19 protein-coding genes and 1 tRNA gene are annotated in these 15,737 nt (G+C 64.6%); 8 read left to right on the forward strand and 12 right to left on the reverse strand.

Annotated features, from left to right (window positions below):
• Window positions 1-90: 90 nt before the first annotated feature.
• On the reverse strand, window positions 91-1,194 hold the full coding sequence (locus tag LB556_RS14705) for a saccharopine dehydrogenase family protein (protein ID WP_224568186.1): 1,104 nt from the start codon (window positions 1,192-1,194) through the stop codon (window positions 91-93).
• Between the two features lie 121 nt (window positions 1,195-1,315).
• Here LB556_RS14705 and LB556_RS14710 point away from each other — a divergent pair, with 121 nt between their 5' ends.
• The gene (locus LB556_RS14710) at window positions 1,316-1,744 is read left to right on the forward strand and encodes an Lrp/AsnC family transcriptional regulator (protein WP_224568187.1); all 429 of its coding nucleotides are present in this window, start codon (window positions 1,316-1,318) and stop codon (window positions 1,742-1,744) included.
• Window positions 1,745-1,814: 70 nt separating this feature from the next.
• Here LB556_RS14710 and LB556_RS14715 read toward each other — a convergent pair whose 3' ends face one another.
• Both LB556_RS14715 and LB556_RS14720 read right to left on the reverse strand, forming a co-directional pair.
• Entirely contained in the window at window positions 1,815-3,185 is a 1,371-nt protein-coding gene (locus LB556_RS14715; RefSeq protein ID WP_224568188.1) for an ATP-binding protein, read from the reverse strand.
• Window positions 3,182-3,865 carry a winged helix-turn-helix domain-containing protein gene (locus LB556_RS14720; RefSeq protein ID WP_224568190.1) on the reverse strand — a complete coding sequence of 228 codons (684 nt, stop codon included), beginning with the start codon at window positions 3,863-3,865 and terminating at the stop codon, window positions 3,182-3,184. Before LB556_RS14720 ends, LB556_RS14715 begins: the two co-directional genes overlap by 4 nt.
• 366 nt (window positions 3,866-4,231) lie before the next feature.
• Here LB556_RS14720 and LB556_RS14725 point away from each other — a divergent pair, with 366 nt between their 5' ends.
• Entirely contained in the window at window positions 4,232-4,864 is a 633-nt protein-coding gene (locus LB556_RS14725) for a methyltransferase family protein (RefSeq protein ID WP_224568192.1), read from the forward strand.
• A gap of 52 nt (window positions 4,865-4,916) precedes the next feature.
• On the opposite strand, the gene LB556_RS14730 is transcribed toward LB556_RS14725, so the two are convergent.
• Window positions 4,917-5,402 (reverse strand): hypothetical protein, encoded by a 486-nt coding sequence (locus tag LB556_RS14730; RefSeq protein WP_224568193.1) that lies wholly within the window; start codon window positions 5,400-5,402, stop codon window positions 4,917-4,919.
• 229 nt (window positions 5,403-5,631) lie between these two features.
• Here LB556_RS14730 and LB556_RS14735 point away from each other — a divergent pair, with 229 nt between their 5' ends.
• The gene (locus LB556_RS14735) at window positions 5,632-5,976 is read left to right on the forward strand and encodes a RidA family protein (RefSeq protein ID WP_224568704.1); all 345 of its coding nucleotides are present in this window, start codon (window positions 5,632-5,634) and stop codon (window positions 5,974-5,976) included.
• A gap of 30 nt (window positions 5,977-6,006) precedes the next feature.
• A complete protein-coding gene (locus tag LB556_RS14740) occupies window positions 6,007-7,242 on the forward strand; it encodes an amidohydrolase/deacetylase family metallohydrolase (RefSeq protein ID WP_224568194.1) in 1,236 nt (411 codons plus the stop codon).
• 208 nt (window positions 7,243-7,450) lie between these two features.
• Here LB556_RS14740 and LB556_RS14745 read toward each other — a convergent pair whose 3' ends face one another.
• The 3 genes from LB556_RS14745 to LB556_RS14755 all read right to left on the reverse strand — a co-directional run bounded on the left by LB556_RS14745 (window position 7,451) and on the right by LB556_RS14755 (window position 10,795).
• Complete coding sequence (locus LB556_RS14745) at window positions 7,451-9,238, reverse strand: NAD(P)/FAD-dependent oxidoreductase (protein ID WP_224568195.1); 1,788 nt, start codon at window positions 9,236-9,238, stop codon at window positions 7,451-7,453.
• A gap of 204 nt (window positions 9,239-9,442) precedes the next feature.
• On the reverse strand, window positions 9,443-9,805 hold the full coding sequence (locus LB556_RS14750) for a MurR/RpiR family transcriptional regulator (RefSeq protein ID WP_224568196.1): 363 nt from the start codon (window positions 9,803-9,805) through the stop codon (window positions 9,443-9,445).
• A gap of 426 nt (window positions 9,806-10,231) precedes the next feature.
• A complete protein-coding gene (locus LB556_RS14755) occupies window positions 10,232-10,795 on the reverse strand; it encodes a type 1 glutamine amidotransferase domain-containing protein (RefSeq protein ID WP_224568197.1) in 564 nt (187 codons plus the stop codon).
• A 197-nt stretch (window positions 10,796-10,992) separates the two neighbouring features.
• Here LB556_RS14755 and LB556_RS14760 point away from each other — a divergent pair, with 197 nt between their 5' ends.
• Window positions 10,993-11,205 carry a hypothetical protein gene (locus LB556_RS14760; RefSeq protein ID WP_224568726.1) on the forward strand — a complete coding sequence of 71 codons (213 nt, stop codon included), beginning with the start codon at window positions 10,993-10,995 and terminating at the stop codon, window positions 11,203-11,205.
• Here LB556_RS14760 and LB556_RS14765 read toward each other — a convergent pair.
• The gene (locus LB556_RS14765; protein ID WP_224568198.1) at window positions 11,172-11,429 is read right to left on the reverse strand and encodes an SDR family oxidoreductase; all 258 of its coding nucleotides are present in this window, start codon (window positions 11,427-11,429) and stop codon (window positions 11,172-11,174) included. The genes LB556_RS14760 and LB556_RS14765 overlap by 34 nt on opposite strands.
• Window positions 11,430-11,477: 48 nt before the next feature.
• Window positions 11,478-12,050, reverse strand: coding sequence for a dihydrofolate reductase family protein (locus LB556_RS14770; protein WP_224568199.1), 573 nt, complete (start codon window positions 12,048-12,050; stop codon window positions 11,478-11,480).
• A 67-nt stretch (window positions 12,051-12,117) separates the two neighbouring features.
• On the opposite strand from LB556_RS14770, the gene arr reads away from it, so the two are divergent.
• Window positions 12,118-12,534, forward strand: a complete 417-nt coding sequence (arr, locus tag LB556_RS14775) for an NAD(+)--rifampin ADP-ribosyltransferase (protein WP_224568200.1) — start codon at window positions 12,118-12,120, stop codon at window positions 12,532-12,534.
• Window positions 12,535-12,554: 20 nt separating this feature from the next.
• On the opposite strand, the gene LB556_RS14780 is transcribed toward arr, so the two are convergent.
• The 3 genes from LB556_RS14780 to LB556_RS14785 all read right to left on the reverse strand — a co-directional run bounded on the left by LB556_RS14780 (window position 12,555) and on the right by LB556_RS14785 (window position 13,940).
• Window positions 12,555-12,770, reverse strand: coding sequence for a hypothetical protein (locus LB556_RS14780; RefSeq protein ID WP_318011285.1), 216 nt, complete (start codon window positions 12,768-12,770; stop codon window positions 12,555-12,557).
• Between the two features lie 532 nt (window positions 12,771-13,302).
• Window positions 13,303-13,434 carry a hypothetical protein gene (locus LB556_RS31610; RefSeq protein WP_263485280.1) on the reverse strand — a complete coding sequence of 44 codons (132 nt, stop codon included), beginning with the start codon at window positions 13,432-13,434 and terminating at the stop codon, window positions 13,303-13,305.
• 431 nt (window positions 13,435-13,865) lie between these two features.
• Window positions 13,866-13,940 (reverse strand) — tRNA-Gly (locus LB556_RS14785).
• 210 nt (window positions 13,941-14,150) lie between these two features.
• On the opposite strand from LB556_RS14785, the gene LB556_RS14790 reads away from it, so the two are divergent.
• Both LB556_RS14790 and trxA read left to right on the forward strand, forming a co-directional pair.
• On the forward strand, window positions 14,151-14,648 hold the full coding sequence (locus tag LB556_RS14790) for a prolyl-tRNA synthetase associated domain-containing protein (protein ID WP_224568202.1): 498 nt from the start codon (window positions 14,151-14,153) through the stop codon (window positions 14,646-14,648).
• Window positions 14,649-14,730: 82 nt separating this feature from the next.
• Window positions 14,731-15,729 carry a thioredoxin gene (gene trxA / locus LB556_RS14795; RefSeq protein ID WP_224568204.1) on the forward strand — a complete coding sequence of 333 codons (999 nt, stop codon included), beginning with the start codon at window positions 14,731-14,733 and terminating at the stop codon, window positions 15,727-15,729.
• The last annotated feature ends 8 nt before the right edge of the window (window positions 15,730-15,737 follow it).

The following is a 15,737-nucleotide window of genomic DNA, read 5'->3' on the forward strand; positions in this document are numbered from 1 at the left end:
TGCGACCGATAGAGGCTGGCGCTCCACGCGCGGGGACCCCCTCTGTCGCCTTCGGCGACATCTCCCACTCGAGGGGGGAGATTACACAGCTCAGCTCGCTAGCCGGCTCACCATCTCGTGCTGGGCGTAGGCGCGGCCGAAGCGATTGGCGAGGAAGGCGTCCAGCGCGATCTCTTCCTGCTTGACGAAGCCGGCCGCCGGCAGCGAGCCATCCGCCAGCATGTCGAGCACGGCACAGATGCCGGAGGCCGTGGTGATCTGGATGGCGCTGCGCACCGTCTGGCCGACGCGCCGGGAATAGATCTTGTTGGCGTAGGTCTCCTGCAGCAGGCGGCCGTTCTTGCGGCCGGAGACGGTGACGAAGACGATGACGACGTCCTGCAGCGTCGCCGGCAGGGCGCTCTCGAAAATGTCCTTCAGCACCTCGCGGCGGCGGCGCAGGCCGAGGTCGTTGAGCAGCGCCTTCATGATCGCGGCGTGGCCGGGATAACGGATGGTGCGATAGTTCAGCGTGCGCACCTTGCCCTTCAGCGTCTCGGCCAAGGTGCCTAGCCCACCCGAGGTGTTGAAAGCTTCGTAGGTGACGCCGTCGAGCGAGAACTCCTCGCGCTCTTCGAGCGGCGGCACTTCGACCAGCTCGCCCTCGACGATTGCCTCGCAGGGCTCGCAATACTCGTTGATGACGCCGTCGGTGCTCCAGGTCAGATTGTAGTTCAGCGCGTTGGACGGGTATTGCGGCAGTGCGCCGACGCGCATGCGCACGCTTTCCAGCGTGTCGAAGCGGCTGGCGAGATCGTTGGCGACGATCGAGATGAAGCCCGGCGCCAGCCCGCATTGCGGGATGAAGGCGCTCTTGGCCGTGCGGGCCAGTTCCTTGACGCGCCTGGTCGACACGACATCCTCGGTGAGATCGAGATAATGCACGCCGGCGCTGGCCGCGGCTTCGGCGATGCGCGTGGTGAGATGGAAGGGGGCGGCACTCAGCACCGCGAACTTGCCGGCGAGCGCTGCTTCAAGCGCGCCGATCGCGGCGATGTCGAGTTCGAGCGTATCGACGCCATCGGGCACTTCGGCGGCGGCGAGCTGCGCCGCCGAGCGGTCGACCAGGGTGACGTGGTAGTCGCCGGTCGCGGCGAGCATTTCGGCGATTGTGGAGCCGATCTTGCCGGCCCCGACGATAATGATGTTGTTCATGGTCAAATTTCCCTGCGATCCGCGTTTGCGGGAATCATCGCAGCTTGCCTGTCGAAAGGAAGCGTGGAATCCTGCAAAACGAACCCTATCTCTAGGCGATTTGCCGAAAGGATTCGTCGAAATGCTCAGTGAAGCCGAACAGGCCCTGCTTTCGCTGCTGCGCGCCAACGCGCGCGCCTCGACGGCCGAGCTGGCGCGGCGGCTCGGCGTGTCGCGCACGACCGTGCAAAGCCGGATCGAGCGGCTGGAGCAACGCGGCATCATCACAGGCTATGGCGTCAGGCTGGCGCCGGACTATGAGCAGGGGCTGGTCCGCGCGCATGTGCTGCTCACCGTCACGCCCAAGCTCGCAGACAGAGTGGTGCGGGCCCTGCAGGCGCTGCCTCCGGTCAGGACGCTGCACTCCGTCAGCGGCAATTTCGACATGATCGTCATTGTCGACGCGCCATCGATCCGCGACCTCGACACGCTGCTCGACCAGATCGGCGCCATGGAGGGAGTCGAGCGGACCTCATCGTCGATCATCCTGTCGACGCGGATCGACAGGTGACGGTGACACCGCCGATCTCGCGCCTTGCCGGGAGATTGGCCGTTACGGCGGCTTTCGCCAACTTCCGAAGTTAATCCGTCGCCAACGGAAAACTCACCACCACGGCCAGCCCAGGCCGGCAGTCCTCGAGCGTTATGGTCGCGCCGTGCAGGTCGGCAATCGCCCTCACCAGGCTGAGGCCAAGACCGCTGCCTGGCGTCGAGCGGCTGTGGTCCAGCCGGTAGAGCCGCTGAAACACTTTTTCGCGCTCGCCGGTGGGAATGCCGGGGCCATTGTCCGCCACGCTGGCAAGGACGCGACCGTCCCGACGCGTCGCCGACAGTTTTATGGCCGTGCCTGGCGGGCAATGGCGCAGCGCGTTCTCCACCAGATTGGCGAACATCTGCGTCAACAGCTCCCGATCGCCGTGGATGCGGTCGGCGGTTTCCTCCAGCCGCGGTGGCAGCAGCGACTTGCCGTCATCCTCGGCCACATCGGTATAGATCTCGGCGATGGTCCGCAGGATCTCGCCGAGGCCGAGATCGGTGAAGCGCGCCTTGCGCGCCCCGGCCTCGATCTGGGCGATCCGCAACAGCGCATCGAAGGTCTCGTTGATCTGGTGGCCCTCGGAACGGGCATCGGCCAGATCGTCGGAGACGTCGTGATGCCGCGCCGCCTTGTCGGCGGCGCCTTCCAGGATCATCTGCAGGCGGTTGAGCGGCGTCTTCAGGTCGTGGGCGATGTCGGCGCTGACCTGCTTCATGCCTTCGACCAGCGACGACAGGCGGTCGAGCGCGGCGTTGACTTGGCTGGAAACCATGTCGATGTCGTCGCCGTTGCCGGTCAGCGGAATGCGGGTGTCCAGCCGGCCATGCGAGACGTCGACCATGGTGGCGGCAATGCCGTCGAGACGGCGCTGGACGCGCGAGGCGAGCAGGGCGCCGCCGGTAACGGCCAGGCCGGTGATGATCAGGGTCGCCCAGCCGAAGCTCATCATCGCCACCGTTTCCAGCTCCTCCGTCTCGGAAAGGCTGATGGCAACCGTCAGATTGTTGCCGCCGATGGAGCCGGAATAGGCCCGGTATTCGGTGTCCGGCGGTACGCCGGGCAACACGGCGTTGAATGCCGAGAACCCGTCGGGCAGTCCCGCGGCGGTGAAGTTGCCCGCCAGGTGGTTTCCTGCCGCGTCGGTCAGCGAAAACAGCTGCTCCTTCATGGGGCTGAGCTTTGCATGGCTTTCGACCGCGGCGACCAGATCCTCCAGATCGTCCTCGGCATAGGTCGCGGCGACGATCGAGTAAGTCTCCTTGATGGTCTCGTCGAGCCGCTCGGCTAGATCGGCGCTCATCATCTGGTAGACGATCGCGCCCGACAGGATGAAGGCCAGCATGAACAGGAAGGCGAACGTCAGGGCAAGCCGGAACGGCGTGCTGCGCAGCAGGCGGGCCCATGTTCCGCTCATGGCTCAAGCGGCGCGTGCAGGCTGTAGCCGGTGTTGCGGATGGTGTGGATGAGCTGGGTGCCGAACGGCTTGTCGACCTTGGCGCGCAGCCGGCTGATATGGGTCTCGACGACGCTGGTCCTGGGGTCGAAATGAAAATCCCAGACACGCTCCAGAAGCATGGTGCGGGTGATGACGCGGCCCTCGCCGCGCATCAGCACCTCGAGCAGGCTGAACTCCCTCGGTTGCAGGTCGATCGGCTGGCCCTGCCTGACGACGCGCCGCATGATCAGGTCCATCTCGAGGTCGGCAACCCGCAGGACGGTCTTCTGCTCCTGCGCGGCCGGCCGCCGGCCGAGCGCGTTAATGCGGGCAAGCAGCTCGGAAAAGGCGAAGGGCTTGACCAGATAGTCGTCGCCGCCGGCCTCGAGACCCTCGACGCGGTCGTCGATGCCGCCGACGGAGGTGAGGAAGATCGCCGGAGTGCGCACGCCGGCGGCGCGGACAGCTTTCACCATCGACAGGCCGTCGAGGCCCGGGATCATCCGGTCGGCGACGATCACGTCGTAGCCGCCGCTTGTCGCCGCGAAAAGCGCGTCATGCCCGTTGCGCAGGAGGTCGCAGACATGGCCGGCCTCGGTCAGGCCCCTGACGATATAGTCCGCTGTCCTTTGGTCGTCCTCGACGAGAAGTAGCCGCATCGCTGTTCCAGTTGATTGCCGATATCGCGGACAGGCTACCATCGGCAGGGGTCCGTTCCTAGCATGGTCACCAACTGGCCAGGCCGAGCGACGCGTACGGAGAGGCTCGGTCCGATTCCATCGGCATTTCGTCCAGCTCATCGGACGCGGTCGTTGAGGCTGGCCGCCAGATGGCGGGTCGGCTGTCCCAACGACAGGCAAGCGATTTTGCTCCAGCCTGTATGGCGGCATACAAATTCGTAAGGATGGCGGCGGCTGGCGCAAAAGGGCTTTACGAAAGCCTCGCGGTGCGCTGATAGAGGTGTCCGCCTTGTATCCGCCATCAATGGCGTGCCCCAGTGGCCGGCCCGCAATCGGGAAATACGAATGACCTACGCTTCCCTCAAGCCGATTTCAAAGGCTTTCGTCCAGCGCAAGCGGCTGATTTTCATCCGCGTCGCGGCGGCTCTGGCGGTGCTGCTGCTGTTCCTGACCAAACCGGCGCTCAGCGAAGGCTCGAACGGGCACGAAGCGCTCGAACTGGTCGGCTTCTGCCTGGTGCTCGCCTGCGTCGCCGGCCGTCTGTGGAGCATCCTCTATGTCGGCGGCAAGAAGAATGAGGAGCTGGTTTCGACGGGGCCGTTCTCGATGAGCCAGAACCCGCTCTACTTCTTCTCGACGGTCGGTGCGGTCGGCATCGGCCTGCTCTATGGCTCGCTGGTGGCGGCCGCCGCCCTTGGCGTTGCCAGCTTCCTGATCTTCCGCGTCACGGCGCGCAAGGAAGCCGCATATCTCCTGGGCAAGTTCGGCCCGGCCTACACGGCCTATATCAAGGCCACGCCCCGGTTCTGGCCGAACCCGCTGATCTACCGCGACAATGACGAACTGCAGTTCTCGACCCGCGCGCTCAGGCGCACCTTTTTCGACGGGCTTTATTTCCTCGCCCTCTTCCCGGTCATCGAACTCGTCGAGTATTTCCGGGAAAGCGGACTGCTGCCGACTTTCTTCACGCTCTACTGAGCGTCGAGCGGCGCATGGCAGACATGAGGTTACCGCTCAGCCGGTACCCCGGCTAGGCGCCCAACGGGTAAGGCATGTAGCCGACGAAGCCGGCAATCTTCCAGCGGCCGTCGATTTTCCGGCAGAAATACAGCGTCTGCCACTTCAGCCGGTCGACGCTGCCATCCGCCTTGGCGACGGAGCCGTCGAACTTCTTATGCAGCACGGCGCGGTCGCCGTCGACATCGATGTCGCGCAGATTGGTGACACGAAACAACGCCTCGCGCAGCGGCTCGGCGAACTTCGTCGCCGCCGTCTCCCCGGCCTGGCGCAGCCACTCGTCGCGATAGATTTCCAGCCTCGGGAACTGCAGCCGCCAGGCATCGGCATTGGCAAGGAAATGGGCATGCATGCCGAAGAAGCTTTCGGCGATGAAATCATTCTCGACCATCGGCCAGTCCTGGCCGATGAAAGCGTCGATGTCGCGCCGTACCAGCATCTCCCAAAGCGCGTGGCGGTCGGCGTCGCCTGAGGGAAACGGGTTCTTGTCGAAGGTCATTGTCGGGGTCTCCGGTCTCGCAAAGGCATCTGTCCGTCGTGGCATCGGGCGCGCACGATGCAAGCGCTTCTGTAGTAAAGCAACACGGATTTCGAAGAATGTTGCTTTCCGACAGGAGCCTCTATCGGCATCGCCCCGATGGCGGTAAATCTCGTTCCGAGGCCGGTACCGCCACGGTGTCCCGCCACCTATCGGAGGAGATCATCCCTTGCCCAAGCAGACTTTTGGAATGTCCCATGTGCCGCTGTCACCCGCCGTGCGGGCCGGCGACTTCGTCTTTGTCTCCGGCCAGGTTCCGGTCGGCGGCGACGGCATCGTCGTCAAGGGCGGCATCACGGAACAGACCGAGCAGGTGCTTGCCAATGTGAAGGCCGCACTGGCGCTCGCCGGCTGCACGATGGACGACGTGGTCAAGACCACGGTCTGGCTGGAGGATGCGCGCGACTTCGGCGTCTTCAACACCGTCTATGCCAGGCACTTCCCGAAAAATCCGCCAGCCCGCACCACGGTCGAGTCGCGGCTGATGATCGACATCAAGATCGAGGTCGAGGCGGTCGCGTACAAACCGGCCTGAAAGACGACGTAACAAGGCGGAGGCATCTCCATGCAATTCGACCTCCTGCTGAAGGGCGGACGGCTGATCGATCCGGCGTCCGGGATCGACGCGCCGCGCGATGTCGCCATCGCCAATGGCCGTGTCGCGGCGATCGACACCGACATCCCTCCGACCAGCGCCGCGCAGGTGGTCGACGCGACGGGCTGCATCGTCGCGCCCGGTCTCGTCGACCTGCACAGCCATGTCTACTGGGGCGGCACCTCGCTCGGCGTCGACGCCGACCGGCTCGCCGCCAAGAGCGGCACCACCACCTTCATCGACGCGGGCAGCGCCGGCGCCGGCAATTTCCTCGGCTTCCGCCGTCATGTCATGGAGCGCTCGAAGGTGCGCATCCTGGCCTATGTCAACATTTCCTTTGCCGGCATCTTCGGCTTCTCGCAGACGGTGTCGGTCGGCGAATGCAGCGACCTGCGGCTGTGCGAGCCGCGCGAGGTGGTGGCGGCGGCGCGCGAGCACGCCGACGTCGTGGTCGGCGTCAAGGTCCGTTCCGGCAAGCACGCCGGCGGCAGCAGCGGCATCGCGCCGGTCGATCTCGCGCTGGAGGCCGCCGACAAGGCCGGCCTGCCGCTGATGGCGCATATTGACGAGCCGCCGCCCGGCCGCTCGGAAGTGCTGCCGCGCCTGCGCAAGGGAGATATCCTGACGCACTGCTTCCGGCCGTTTCCCAACGCGCCGGTCTTTGCTTCCGGCGCGGTGCGGCCCGACATGCGGCTGGCGCGTGAGCGCGGCGTCATCTTCGATCTCGGCCATGGCATGGGGTCGTTCGATTTCGACGTCGCCCGCGCCATGCTGGCCGAGGGACTGGCGCCCGACGTCATTTCGAGCGACGTGCATCTCTACTGCGTCGATGGGCCGGCCTTCGACATACTGGTGTGCATGTCGAAGCTGATGGCGCTCGGCATGCCGCTGGTCGAGGTTCTGCGCGCCGCCACGCAAGCGCCGGCGCAGGCGATCGCGCGGCCCGATCTGGGCACGCTGGCGGTCGGCACTGCCGGCGATGTCGCCGTGCTGCGGCAGCGTTCGGGCCGCTTCACCTTCGTCGACGCGGTCGGCGCCTCGCTGGCCGCCGACCAGCGGCTGGTCTCGGAAGGCATCGTCATCGGCGGGACCTGGTGGCCGAACGAGGCGGTGAACGATGTCGGCGAGACCGAACGTTTCGAGGCGCATGCCGCGCACACCCATGTCGAGGTGGCGGCCCGGCATTTTGGGCATGGGCAGGATTAGCGATCCCCGCCGGCAAGGTCGTGCCTGGCTTGCGGCGTATGCGCGTTTGGCGAATGGCTTCCCCCACTCCGTCGCTGCTTCGCAGCGCCACCTCTCCCCCCTCCGGAGGGAGAGGAAGGGAGCCAGCGGCATAAGCTCGCGCCTGTCCTCTCCCCCGTCGATCGGGGGAGAGGTGTCGAGCATAGCTCGACGGAGTGGGGGGTCGAACTTACCCGGCGTTGCTGACCGCCCCGTAAACCGGCGTCTCGATCCCCTCCATCCGCGCCTTGATCTGCAGCGCGACGTATTTCGAATAAAACCGCGACAGCGCCAGGTTGCCGCCGTGGAACCATAGCGCTTCCTGCGCCGTCGGCTTCCACATGTTGCGCAATTCGCCTTGCCAGGGGCCGGGATCGCCCTTGACGCCGGAGCCGAGGCCCCAGCAGGGGCCGACCTTGTCGGCCACCTCGCGCGAAACGAGCGCCGCCACATTCTCGTTCATCGACTGGTAGCCGGTGCAGGCGATGATGGCATCGGCTTCAAGCTCGCTGCCGTCCTCGAACAGGATGCCCTTGGCTGTGAGGGATTTTATGGCGACGCCGCTGCGGATGCCCACCTTGCCGTCGATGATCAGGTCCGAGGCACCGACATCGATGTAATAGCCCGAGCCGGTGCGGTAGGCCTTCATCAGCAGGCCGGTGTCGTCGTCGCCGAAATCCAGCGCGAAGCCGGACGCGGCGAGACGCTCGTAGAAATCGGCGTCGCGCGCGCGGATGACGTCGTAGAGCGCGCGCTGCTCCTTCGGCACCAGCGCGAACGGCGTCGAGGCGACGATCATGTCGGCCTTTTCCGTGGTGATGCCGCGCGCCAGCGCGTCCTCCGAAAAAATCTCGAAGCCGACTTGCATCAGCGTGTCCGACTTGACCACGGTGGTCGGCGAGCGCTGGATCATGGTGACGTCGGCGCCGCTTTCCCAGAGATCGACGCAGACATCGTGCCCGGAACTGGCCGCGCCGATGACGGCGACCTTCTTGCCACGGAATTTGTCGCCACTCGAATACTGGCTGGAATGCAGCAGCTCGCCCTTGAACCGGTCCGCGCCGGCGAGGTCGATCTTGCGCGGCGGGCCGTAGGCGCCGGTGGCGAAGACGATGTGCTTCGGCTTCAGCGTCATCTGGCGGCCGCCCCGGTCGACCACCACGGTCCAGACCTTCTCCGCCTCGTCATAGCTGGCGCTGAGGCATTTGGTGGCGACCCAGTAGTTCAGCTCCATGACGCGCGTGTACATTTCCAGCCAGTCGCCCATCTTGTCCTTGGGCGTGAAGACCGGCCAGTTGTCGGGGAATGGAATGTAGGGCAGATGATCGTACCAGACCGGGTCGTGCAGCACGAGCGTGCGGTAGCGGTTGCGCCAGGAATCGCCGGGGCGCGCGTTCTTCTCGACGACGATGGTGGGTACGCCGAGCTGACGCAGCCGTGCACCGAGCATGATGCCGCCCTGGCCGCCGCCGATGACGAGGCAGTAGGGCTGCTCGGAGGTGCCGAGCTCTCGCGCCTCGCGCGCCCGTGCCTCCGACCAGGTCTCGCGTTCCGGGTCCGCCTCGTGGCGCACGCCGAGCGGCCGCGCCGCGCCCTTGCGCTCCTCGAAGCCTTTCAGGTCGGTCATCGCCGTGAACAATGTCCGGCAGCGTCCGTCGCGCAGCCGCATGATGCCTTGTCCCCGGGCCACTGCCGTCTCGAAGGTGAACCAGGCCTCGATGGTGCCTTCATCCGAGGTCGCCTCGCCGGAAAGCTGCCAGGCGGCGGGTTTCGTCGTCGCCAGCGTTGCGGTCAGCATATCGGCGATCGCCTCGCGGCCTTCCATCGTGGTGACGTTCCAGGTGAAGGTCAGGAGGTCGCGCCAGTAGCAGTCGTCGACGAACAGGTTGGTCGCGGCTGACACATCGCCGGCTTCAAGCGCCCGCGAAAAGGAGCCAAGCCATGCGCCCGCTTGTTTGGATGGTGACATTTCCAGCATTTCTTCCCCTCTTTCCTTTCACATTGCGCCGTCCGGTCTTCCCTTCTCCTTGTGGGAGAAGGTGTCGCCGAAGGCGACGGATGAGGGGTGCTCCAGGGAACGCCAGCGTCTCACTCCGCTGGAACACCCCTCATCCGTCTCGGCGCTGCGCGCCGATCCACCTTCCCCCACAAGGGGGGAAGGAAGAGGCGCCGCGCCTGGTCGTCAATCCCCCAGCGGTTCCATCTCCTTGCCGGTACGATGGATCTGGGCGTTGTATTTGATGCGGCGCACCGTCTCGCGCGCCGAACCGTCGAGCTTGTAGGCCGAGGCCACCGCCAGGAGGTCGATCATCGCCAGGAAGGCGAAGCGCGATGCGGTCGGTTTCAGCGTGTCGGGATATTCGGGCACGGCAACCGTCAGCCTGACGTCGCAGGCGCGGGCGAGCTCGGTATCGGGCGCCGTTACGCAAATAGCGTTGGCGCGGTAGTGCTTGGCGAGTTCGACGGCCTCGATCACCTCGCGCGTGCGCCCGGTCGCCGAAATGGCGATCACCAGGTCGCCGGGCTTCAGCGTCGAGGCGGTCATGCGGCCCTGGCTCCCTCTTGGTCCGCGACAGGACGTCCCGGACTGGCAGCTTCTGTCATAAAATCGGTCGCTCCATGTGGGTGACACCCGACGTCCCGGCGGGGCAAGGCGCGTCGTCCGGTTGCTTCCTCAGGAAACCCAGAGGAACACGGTTATGGTAATCAGCCAAGAAGATCGTGTCGCGCAAATCAGGCCGCCAGCCCACAAGATTTAGGAACGGGAAGGCTTGCTGGGGACAAGGCGGTCGAGGAGTTCGGGTCGGTAGTTTGAGTCCAGTAAACTGATCGCCGGACGGGGCAGGCGGCGCGGGTAGCGACACCGAGGGTGATGTGGAAACACCGACGCTCGTTGCGTCTCGGAGCGGTTGAGCGTCGGTGGAATCGCTGAACCGCTCCAACTCCTGTTCCCACCGCGCCTGGAATTGGGCTATGCCGCAGCCCTCCTGTCGTGGCGACCTTCCCTGATCTCCTCGGTGAGCTTCTCGCAGAATGCGTCGAGGTCGCCCGGGTTCCGGCTGGTGACGAGCCCCTGATCGGCGACGACGGCGCTGTCTTCCCAAAGGCCGCCGGCATTGATCACATCGGTCTTGACCGACTTGTAGGAGGTGACGCGGCGGCCCTTGGCGATTCCGGTCTCCACGAGAAGCCAGGGGGCATGGCAGATCGCGCCGACGACCTTGTTGGCGGACCAGAAGGATTTGACGAAGTCCAGGGCCTTCTGCTCGACCCGCAACAGGTCTGGGTTGATGACGCCGCCAGGCAGGACGATGGCATCGTAATCGTCCGCCCGCGCTTCATCCAAGGTCCTGTCGACCGGAACGGCCCTGCCCCAATCCTTGTGGTCCCAGCCTTTGATTTCGCCGCTTTCGAGCGACACGACATCCACCTGCGCGCCCGCCTGGCGCAATTTCTTCAATGGAACCTCCAACTCGGATTGTTCGAACCCGTTGGTTGCCAGAATGGCGACACGCTTGCCGGAAATGTCTTGCATCGTCTTCTCCATCTTTTCGGATTGATGAAGGCAAACGAGGCCCGGCGGGGAAGCGTTCCTCCTGTAACGTTTTGTGATTTCCGGGGATGTTTGGGGCTGGGTTTCGGGCGAGGCGTCCAGAAAGCGAAAAAGCCGCAGCGGACCGCGGCTTTTCGAAGGGGCGTGCACTCGCCTGCGCCGCGCTTCGCACCAAGGGCGTGCATGACCTCGCGGTGGAGGATCCCAGCTACCGCGACTGGTTGTCTGTCAACAAGTCGGGCCCGCGCCACCTACCGGTGTCGCTCGATGAGGAAGGCCTCGACGTGTCGCATCTGACCGCTTCCGGCGCAGGCGGTGTTCGTCACGCCGGCTCACGGCTGTCCGAACCGCAATCGCGTCAGGCCATCGTCAGGCCCCCGTCGACCAGGTAACGGCTGCTCGTCACGTAAGCGGCTTCGTCCGAGAGCAGGAACAGCGCGACGGCGGCCGCGTCCGCCGGTGCGCCCACACGTCCCAGCGCCGTTCGGCCGATAACGTCCTCCTCGACGGCGGAGCGGATCCTTCGGCATGAAACCCCGGAACCCGGTGGCAATCGCACCAGGGACCAACGCTTTCCACCCCGATGCCGCGCGACCCAAGCGCCAATGCCCAGCATCGACACAATGAGACCAGCGCCCCCTTTGTTGTCGGCGGCACACTCGGATCAGCGACAGACACGATAGCGGATGTGTATCGCCTCGGGCGTGTTCATTACGCGAACAAGCTCCAATTCGATTTCTATCGGCAGAACATCGAAGAGACGGCGGCCGCGACCGAGCAGCACGGGGATCAGGTGAATCTGGATTTCATCCAGCACCCCGGCCCGGAGAGCTTCTTGCGCTGTGTATCCGCCCCGCACCTGCACATCGCGGTCGCCCGCCGCCGCCTTTGCCTGCGCCATCGCACTTTCGATGCCATCGTTTACATAGGTCACCAAGGGATATCCCCAACGCGCTGCCGGGGGTGGCGGCCGATGGCTGGGCACAAAGATCGGAACACCGCCGTGACTTCCGCCCCAATGGTCCATGAGTTCGGCGGTCCGCCGCCCCGCGAGAACCGCACCTGCTGCCTTCCATTCGGTCTCGAAACCGCCGACTAGCCCAGCCAACTGTAAGGAATCGTCCTTTGTGCTAGCCCATTTGTGCAACCGCTCGCCATCGTCGCCTCCAAGGTAATCATCGCTGTCGGCGATGTATCCATCGAGTGACATTGACATGTCGAGTATTGAGACGGACATCTTCGGTCTCCTGTGTCTTCATTCTTGCGCAGATAGCACCGCTCAAGGTGCGCTCGAGGAGACGCCAATGTACGCCAAGGACGTCCCCGCCGGGACCACCTTCTATCACGGCACCAAGGCCGACCTTGAGGTGGGCGACCTGATCGCGCCCGGCTTCGGAAGCAATTTCGTCGGGCGCGGGCTCAAACATGTCTATTTCAGCGCCACGCTTGACGCAGCGACCTGGGGGGCGGAGCTCGCAAAGGGCGAGGGCCGGGGCCGCATCTTCATCGTCGAGCCGACCGGCCCGTTCGAAGACGATCCGAACCTCACCGACAAGAGGTTTCCCGGCAACGTGACCGCATCGTACCGCTCGGTCGATCCGTTGCGGATCACCGGTGAGGTCAAGGACTGGGTCGGCCATTCGCCTGAGCAGCTCCAACACATGAAGGAAAGTCTCGCCCGCATGGGGCAAGAAGGCAGCGACACGATTATCGAGGACTGAGCGCCTGCGCCCTAAATCCGTCAGCGTCCTAGCGCCTGTTTCGACAGCGCCAAAAGTTCGTCCTCGTCTTTGATGCCGGCCATGTAATTCGCGATGATGCGGGAGGCTACGGCGTCACCGTCTCCGGGCGTTTGACCCTCCACTTTGAGGCGGTCAAAGACGCGCCCGAGCAGAGCCAGTTCAGAAGTGTTGAATATACCTGCGTCAGTCGCCTTTCCCCGAATTGGCATCATCATCCTCCCGGAAATCCTGGAATGAAGCGTGCCGCAAATCCTCCTCGCCGCGCAAGTGCTTTATCCGGCCGACAATCCCGGGCTTGACCCGTTGCGTCGCCGGCCGCTTCATGCCCTTGGGCGCCGGGCCGGCACGCTCCTGAACGCGCTTCCACAGCCGTTCGCGGACCGCACGGCCGGAGTTGACGAAGGCCGATCCGACATACTGCCCCAGTCAAGCGCTCTAAATGGCCCGCACCCCTCGGGGAGGCGCGGGCCGACCAGAGGTTGGGTCTTTGGTCAGCGACAGCCCTGTTGCAGCGCCGTCGCCGAGGGTGTCAATCTGCGGCGATCGACAAGGTTCCGCCCTGCGAAAAATGCCCGCCACCGGAAAAGTCATGGCAGCGGGCCAGTCAACAGTCGTGGGATACGCACTGTAATGGGAGAACAGTGCAACGGCCGAAGTTTTTCAACGCAAAAATGTTCCATGGAGGCGTCCCGATTCGCCGTGCCTGGACGCATGCTGCCGAGCGAGGCCAGCCTTCGCATGCCGCTCCTACCGGTGCGGGCGGTCCGCTGCCACAACGTTGTAGAGCACAATGCACGCCAATAGCGCGACGACCCCACCTATGAGGTCGTTCCCGCTCAAACCGGAAAAATAGGCGAACTCAAACGCCAGCACGGTCATCGCTCTGTCCTTGGCTATCCACCCAGAGCAACCGTTAGAGAGCGGCAAATGTTCCGCGTTCTGGACTCTTCCTCAAGAATCGCACCACTCGCGCGACGGGTTTTCGTTTGACCAGCAGGCAGTCGCGTTCTTAAACCCATGCCCCTTTTTCAGGTGGATCGCCCTTGTTTGCGTCACACGTACATTTTTCTCGGCTGGGATCGCCCGCCAGGGCTGGCTGGCTTCCAGCAGCCACTGAGAGCGGCAAAGCACAAGCTAGCCTGCGCAAGCCGACACTGCCCAACTTTGTTTAGGAGGAATCACGAGTGAGGCTGTGGGGCAAGGGATGCGTCGGCCCTACTTCGACTGCTGCCCTGATGCTGCCCCGAAAACGAAAAGGCCGGATCAATGTCCGGCCTTTCTTCGCAAATGCTTGATTCCCCGGAGGAAACTGGAGCGGGTGAAGCGATTCGAACGCTCGACCCCAACCTTGGCAAGGTTGTGCTCTACCCCTGAGCTACACCCGCTCACACGGCGTCTTGGCCGCAAGCCGGGCCTATATGGCTGAAGAGCGCGGCGATTGCAACAGGGAAATAGCAGGCTTTTTGCGACCTCCCGGGCGATGCCGGCAAACCGCCGCGAGGCGAGGATTTCATCGCACGTTGCGCGATGGTCTTGTGTCGGCCGTCTCATTGGCCGTAAACGGCAAGGCCAGGAAACGGACGAGAAGACGATCAATGCCGAAGACCGAAGCTGAACTGATGGCCTTTCTCGCCGAACTCGGCATCGCCGTTTCGACGATACGCCATCCGCCGCTCTACACGGTTGCCGATTCGCAGGCGCTGCGCGGCGAAATTGCCGGCGGGCACACCAAGAACCTGTTCCTGAAGGACAAGAAGGACAATTTCTTCCTGGTCACCGTCGGCGAGGACGCGGTCGTCGATCTCAAGCAGATCCACCAGCTGATCGGCGCCTCCAGCCGGGTTTCCTTCGGCAAGCCGGAGATGCTGATGGAGCTTCTGGGCGTCACGCCGGGCGCCGTCACCGTCTTTGGCGTCATCAACGACAGGGAAAACAGGGTCAAGCTCGTGCTCGACAAGGATCTGATGGCGCATTCCGTCATCAACGCGCATCCGCTGACCAACGAGGCAACGACATCGATCGCGGCCGCCGACCTCATCAGATTCGTCGAGGCAACCGGGCATGATGCTGCTATCTTGAAAGTCTCGGCATGATCGCCACATGGATGGCGAAACCGATTTCCAATAAGACATGGCGCCAAGCCGCGGCCGGCGGCGCGACCGAAAGGGTGACGAGATGAGCGACAACAATCCGTTTGGCGGATCATTCGGGAACAATGGCGGCCAGTATGCCACCACGGTGCAGTTTGGTGGAACCGAGCCGGCGAAGGCCGCGCCCGGCAACGCGCCGGCCGGACCCGCCGGCGATGTCATCAAGGACACCACGACCGCGGCCTTCGCCGCTGACGTCATCCAGGAATCGCGCCGCCAGCCGGTGCTGGTCGATTTCTGGGCGCCTTGGTGCGGGCCTTGCAAGCAGCTCACCCCGCAGCTGGAAAAGGCGGTCAAGGCCGCCGGCGGCAAGGTCAAGCTGGTCAAGATGAACATTGACGACCATCCCTCGATCGCCGGCCAGCTCGGCATCCAGTCGATCCCGGCCGTTATCGCCTTCAAGGACGGCCAGCCTGTCGACGGCTTCATGGGCGCCGTACCCGAAAGCCAGATCAACGAATTCATCGCCAAGGTCGGCGGCAAGAGCAATGGCGAGCCGCCGGTGGCCGAGGCCCTGGCAGCCGCGGCGGAGGCGCGCGACGCCGGCGACATGCAGACCGCGGCCGACATCTACGACGCCATCCTGGCGCAGGCGCCGGAAACGGTCGAGGCGATTGCCGGGCTGGGCGACCTGTTGTTCGAGGCCGGCGATACCGAGGGTGCCGAGGCGCTGCTGGCGACAGCGCCGGAGGCCAAGAAGGATGCACCGCCACTGGCTGCCGTGCGGGCCAAGATCGCGCTCGCCGCGCAGGCCGCGGCGCTGGGCAATCCGGCCGAGTTCGAGCGGCGGCTTGCGGAGAATCCCATGGACCACCAGGCGCGTTTCGATCTGGCCATGATCCAGAACGCCAAGGGCGATCGCACGGCGGCCGCGGACAATCTGCTGGCCATCATCAAGGCCGACCGGAGCTGGAACGAGGATGGCGCCAGGACCCAGTTGCTGCAGCTGTTCGAGGCCTGGGGCATGACCGACGAGGCGACGCTGGCGGCGCGCCGCAAACTGTCGGCGTTGCTGTTTTCCTGAGCCGGTTA

Origin of the sequence: Mesorhizobium sp. ES1-4 (assembly GCF_020164745.1) — a bacterium.
GTDB lineage: Bacteria > Pseudomonadota > Alphaproteobacteria > Rhizobiales > Rhizobiaceae > Mesorhizobium.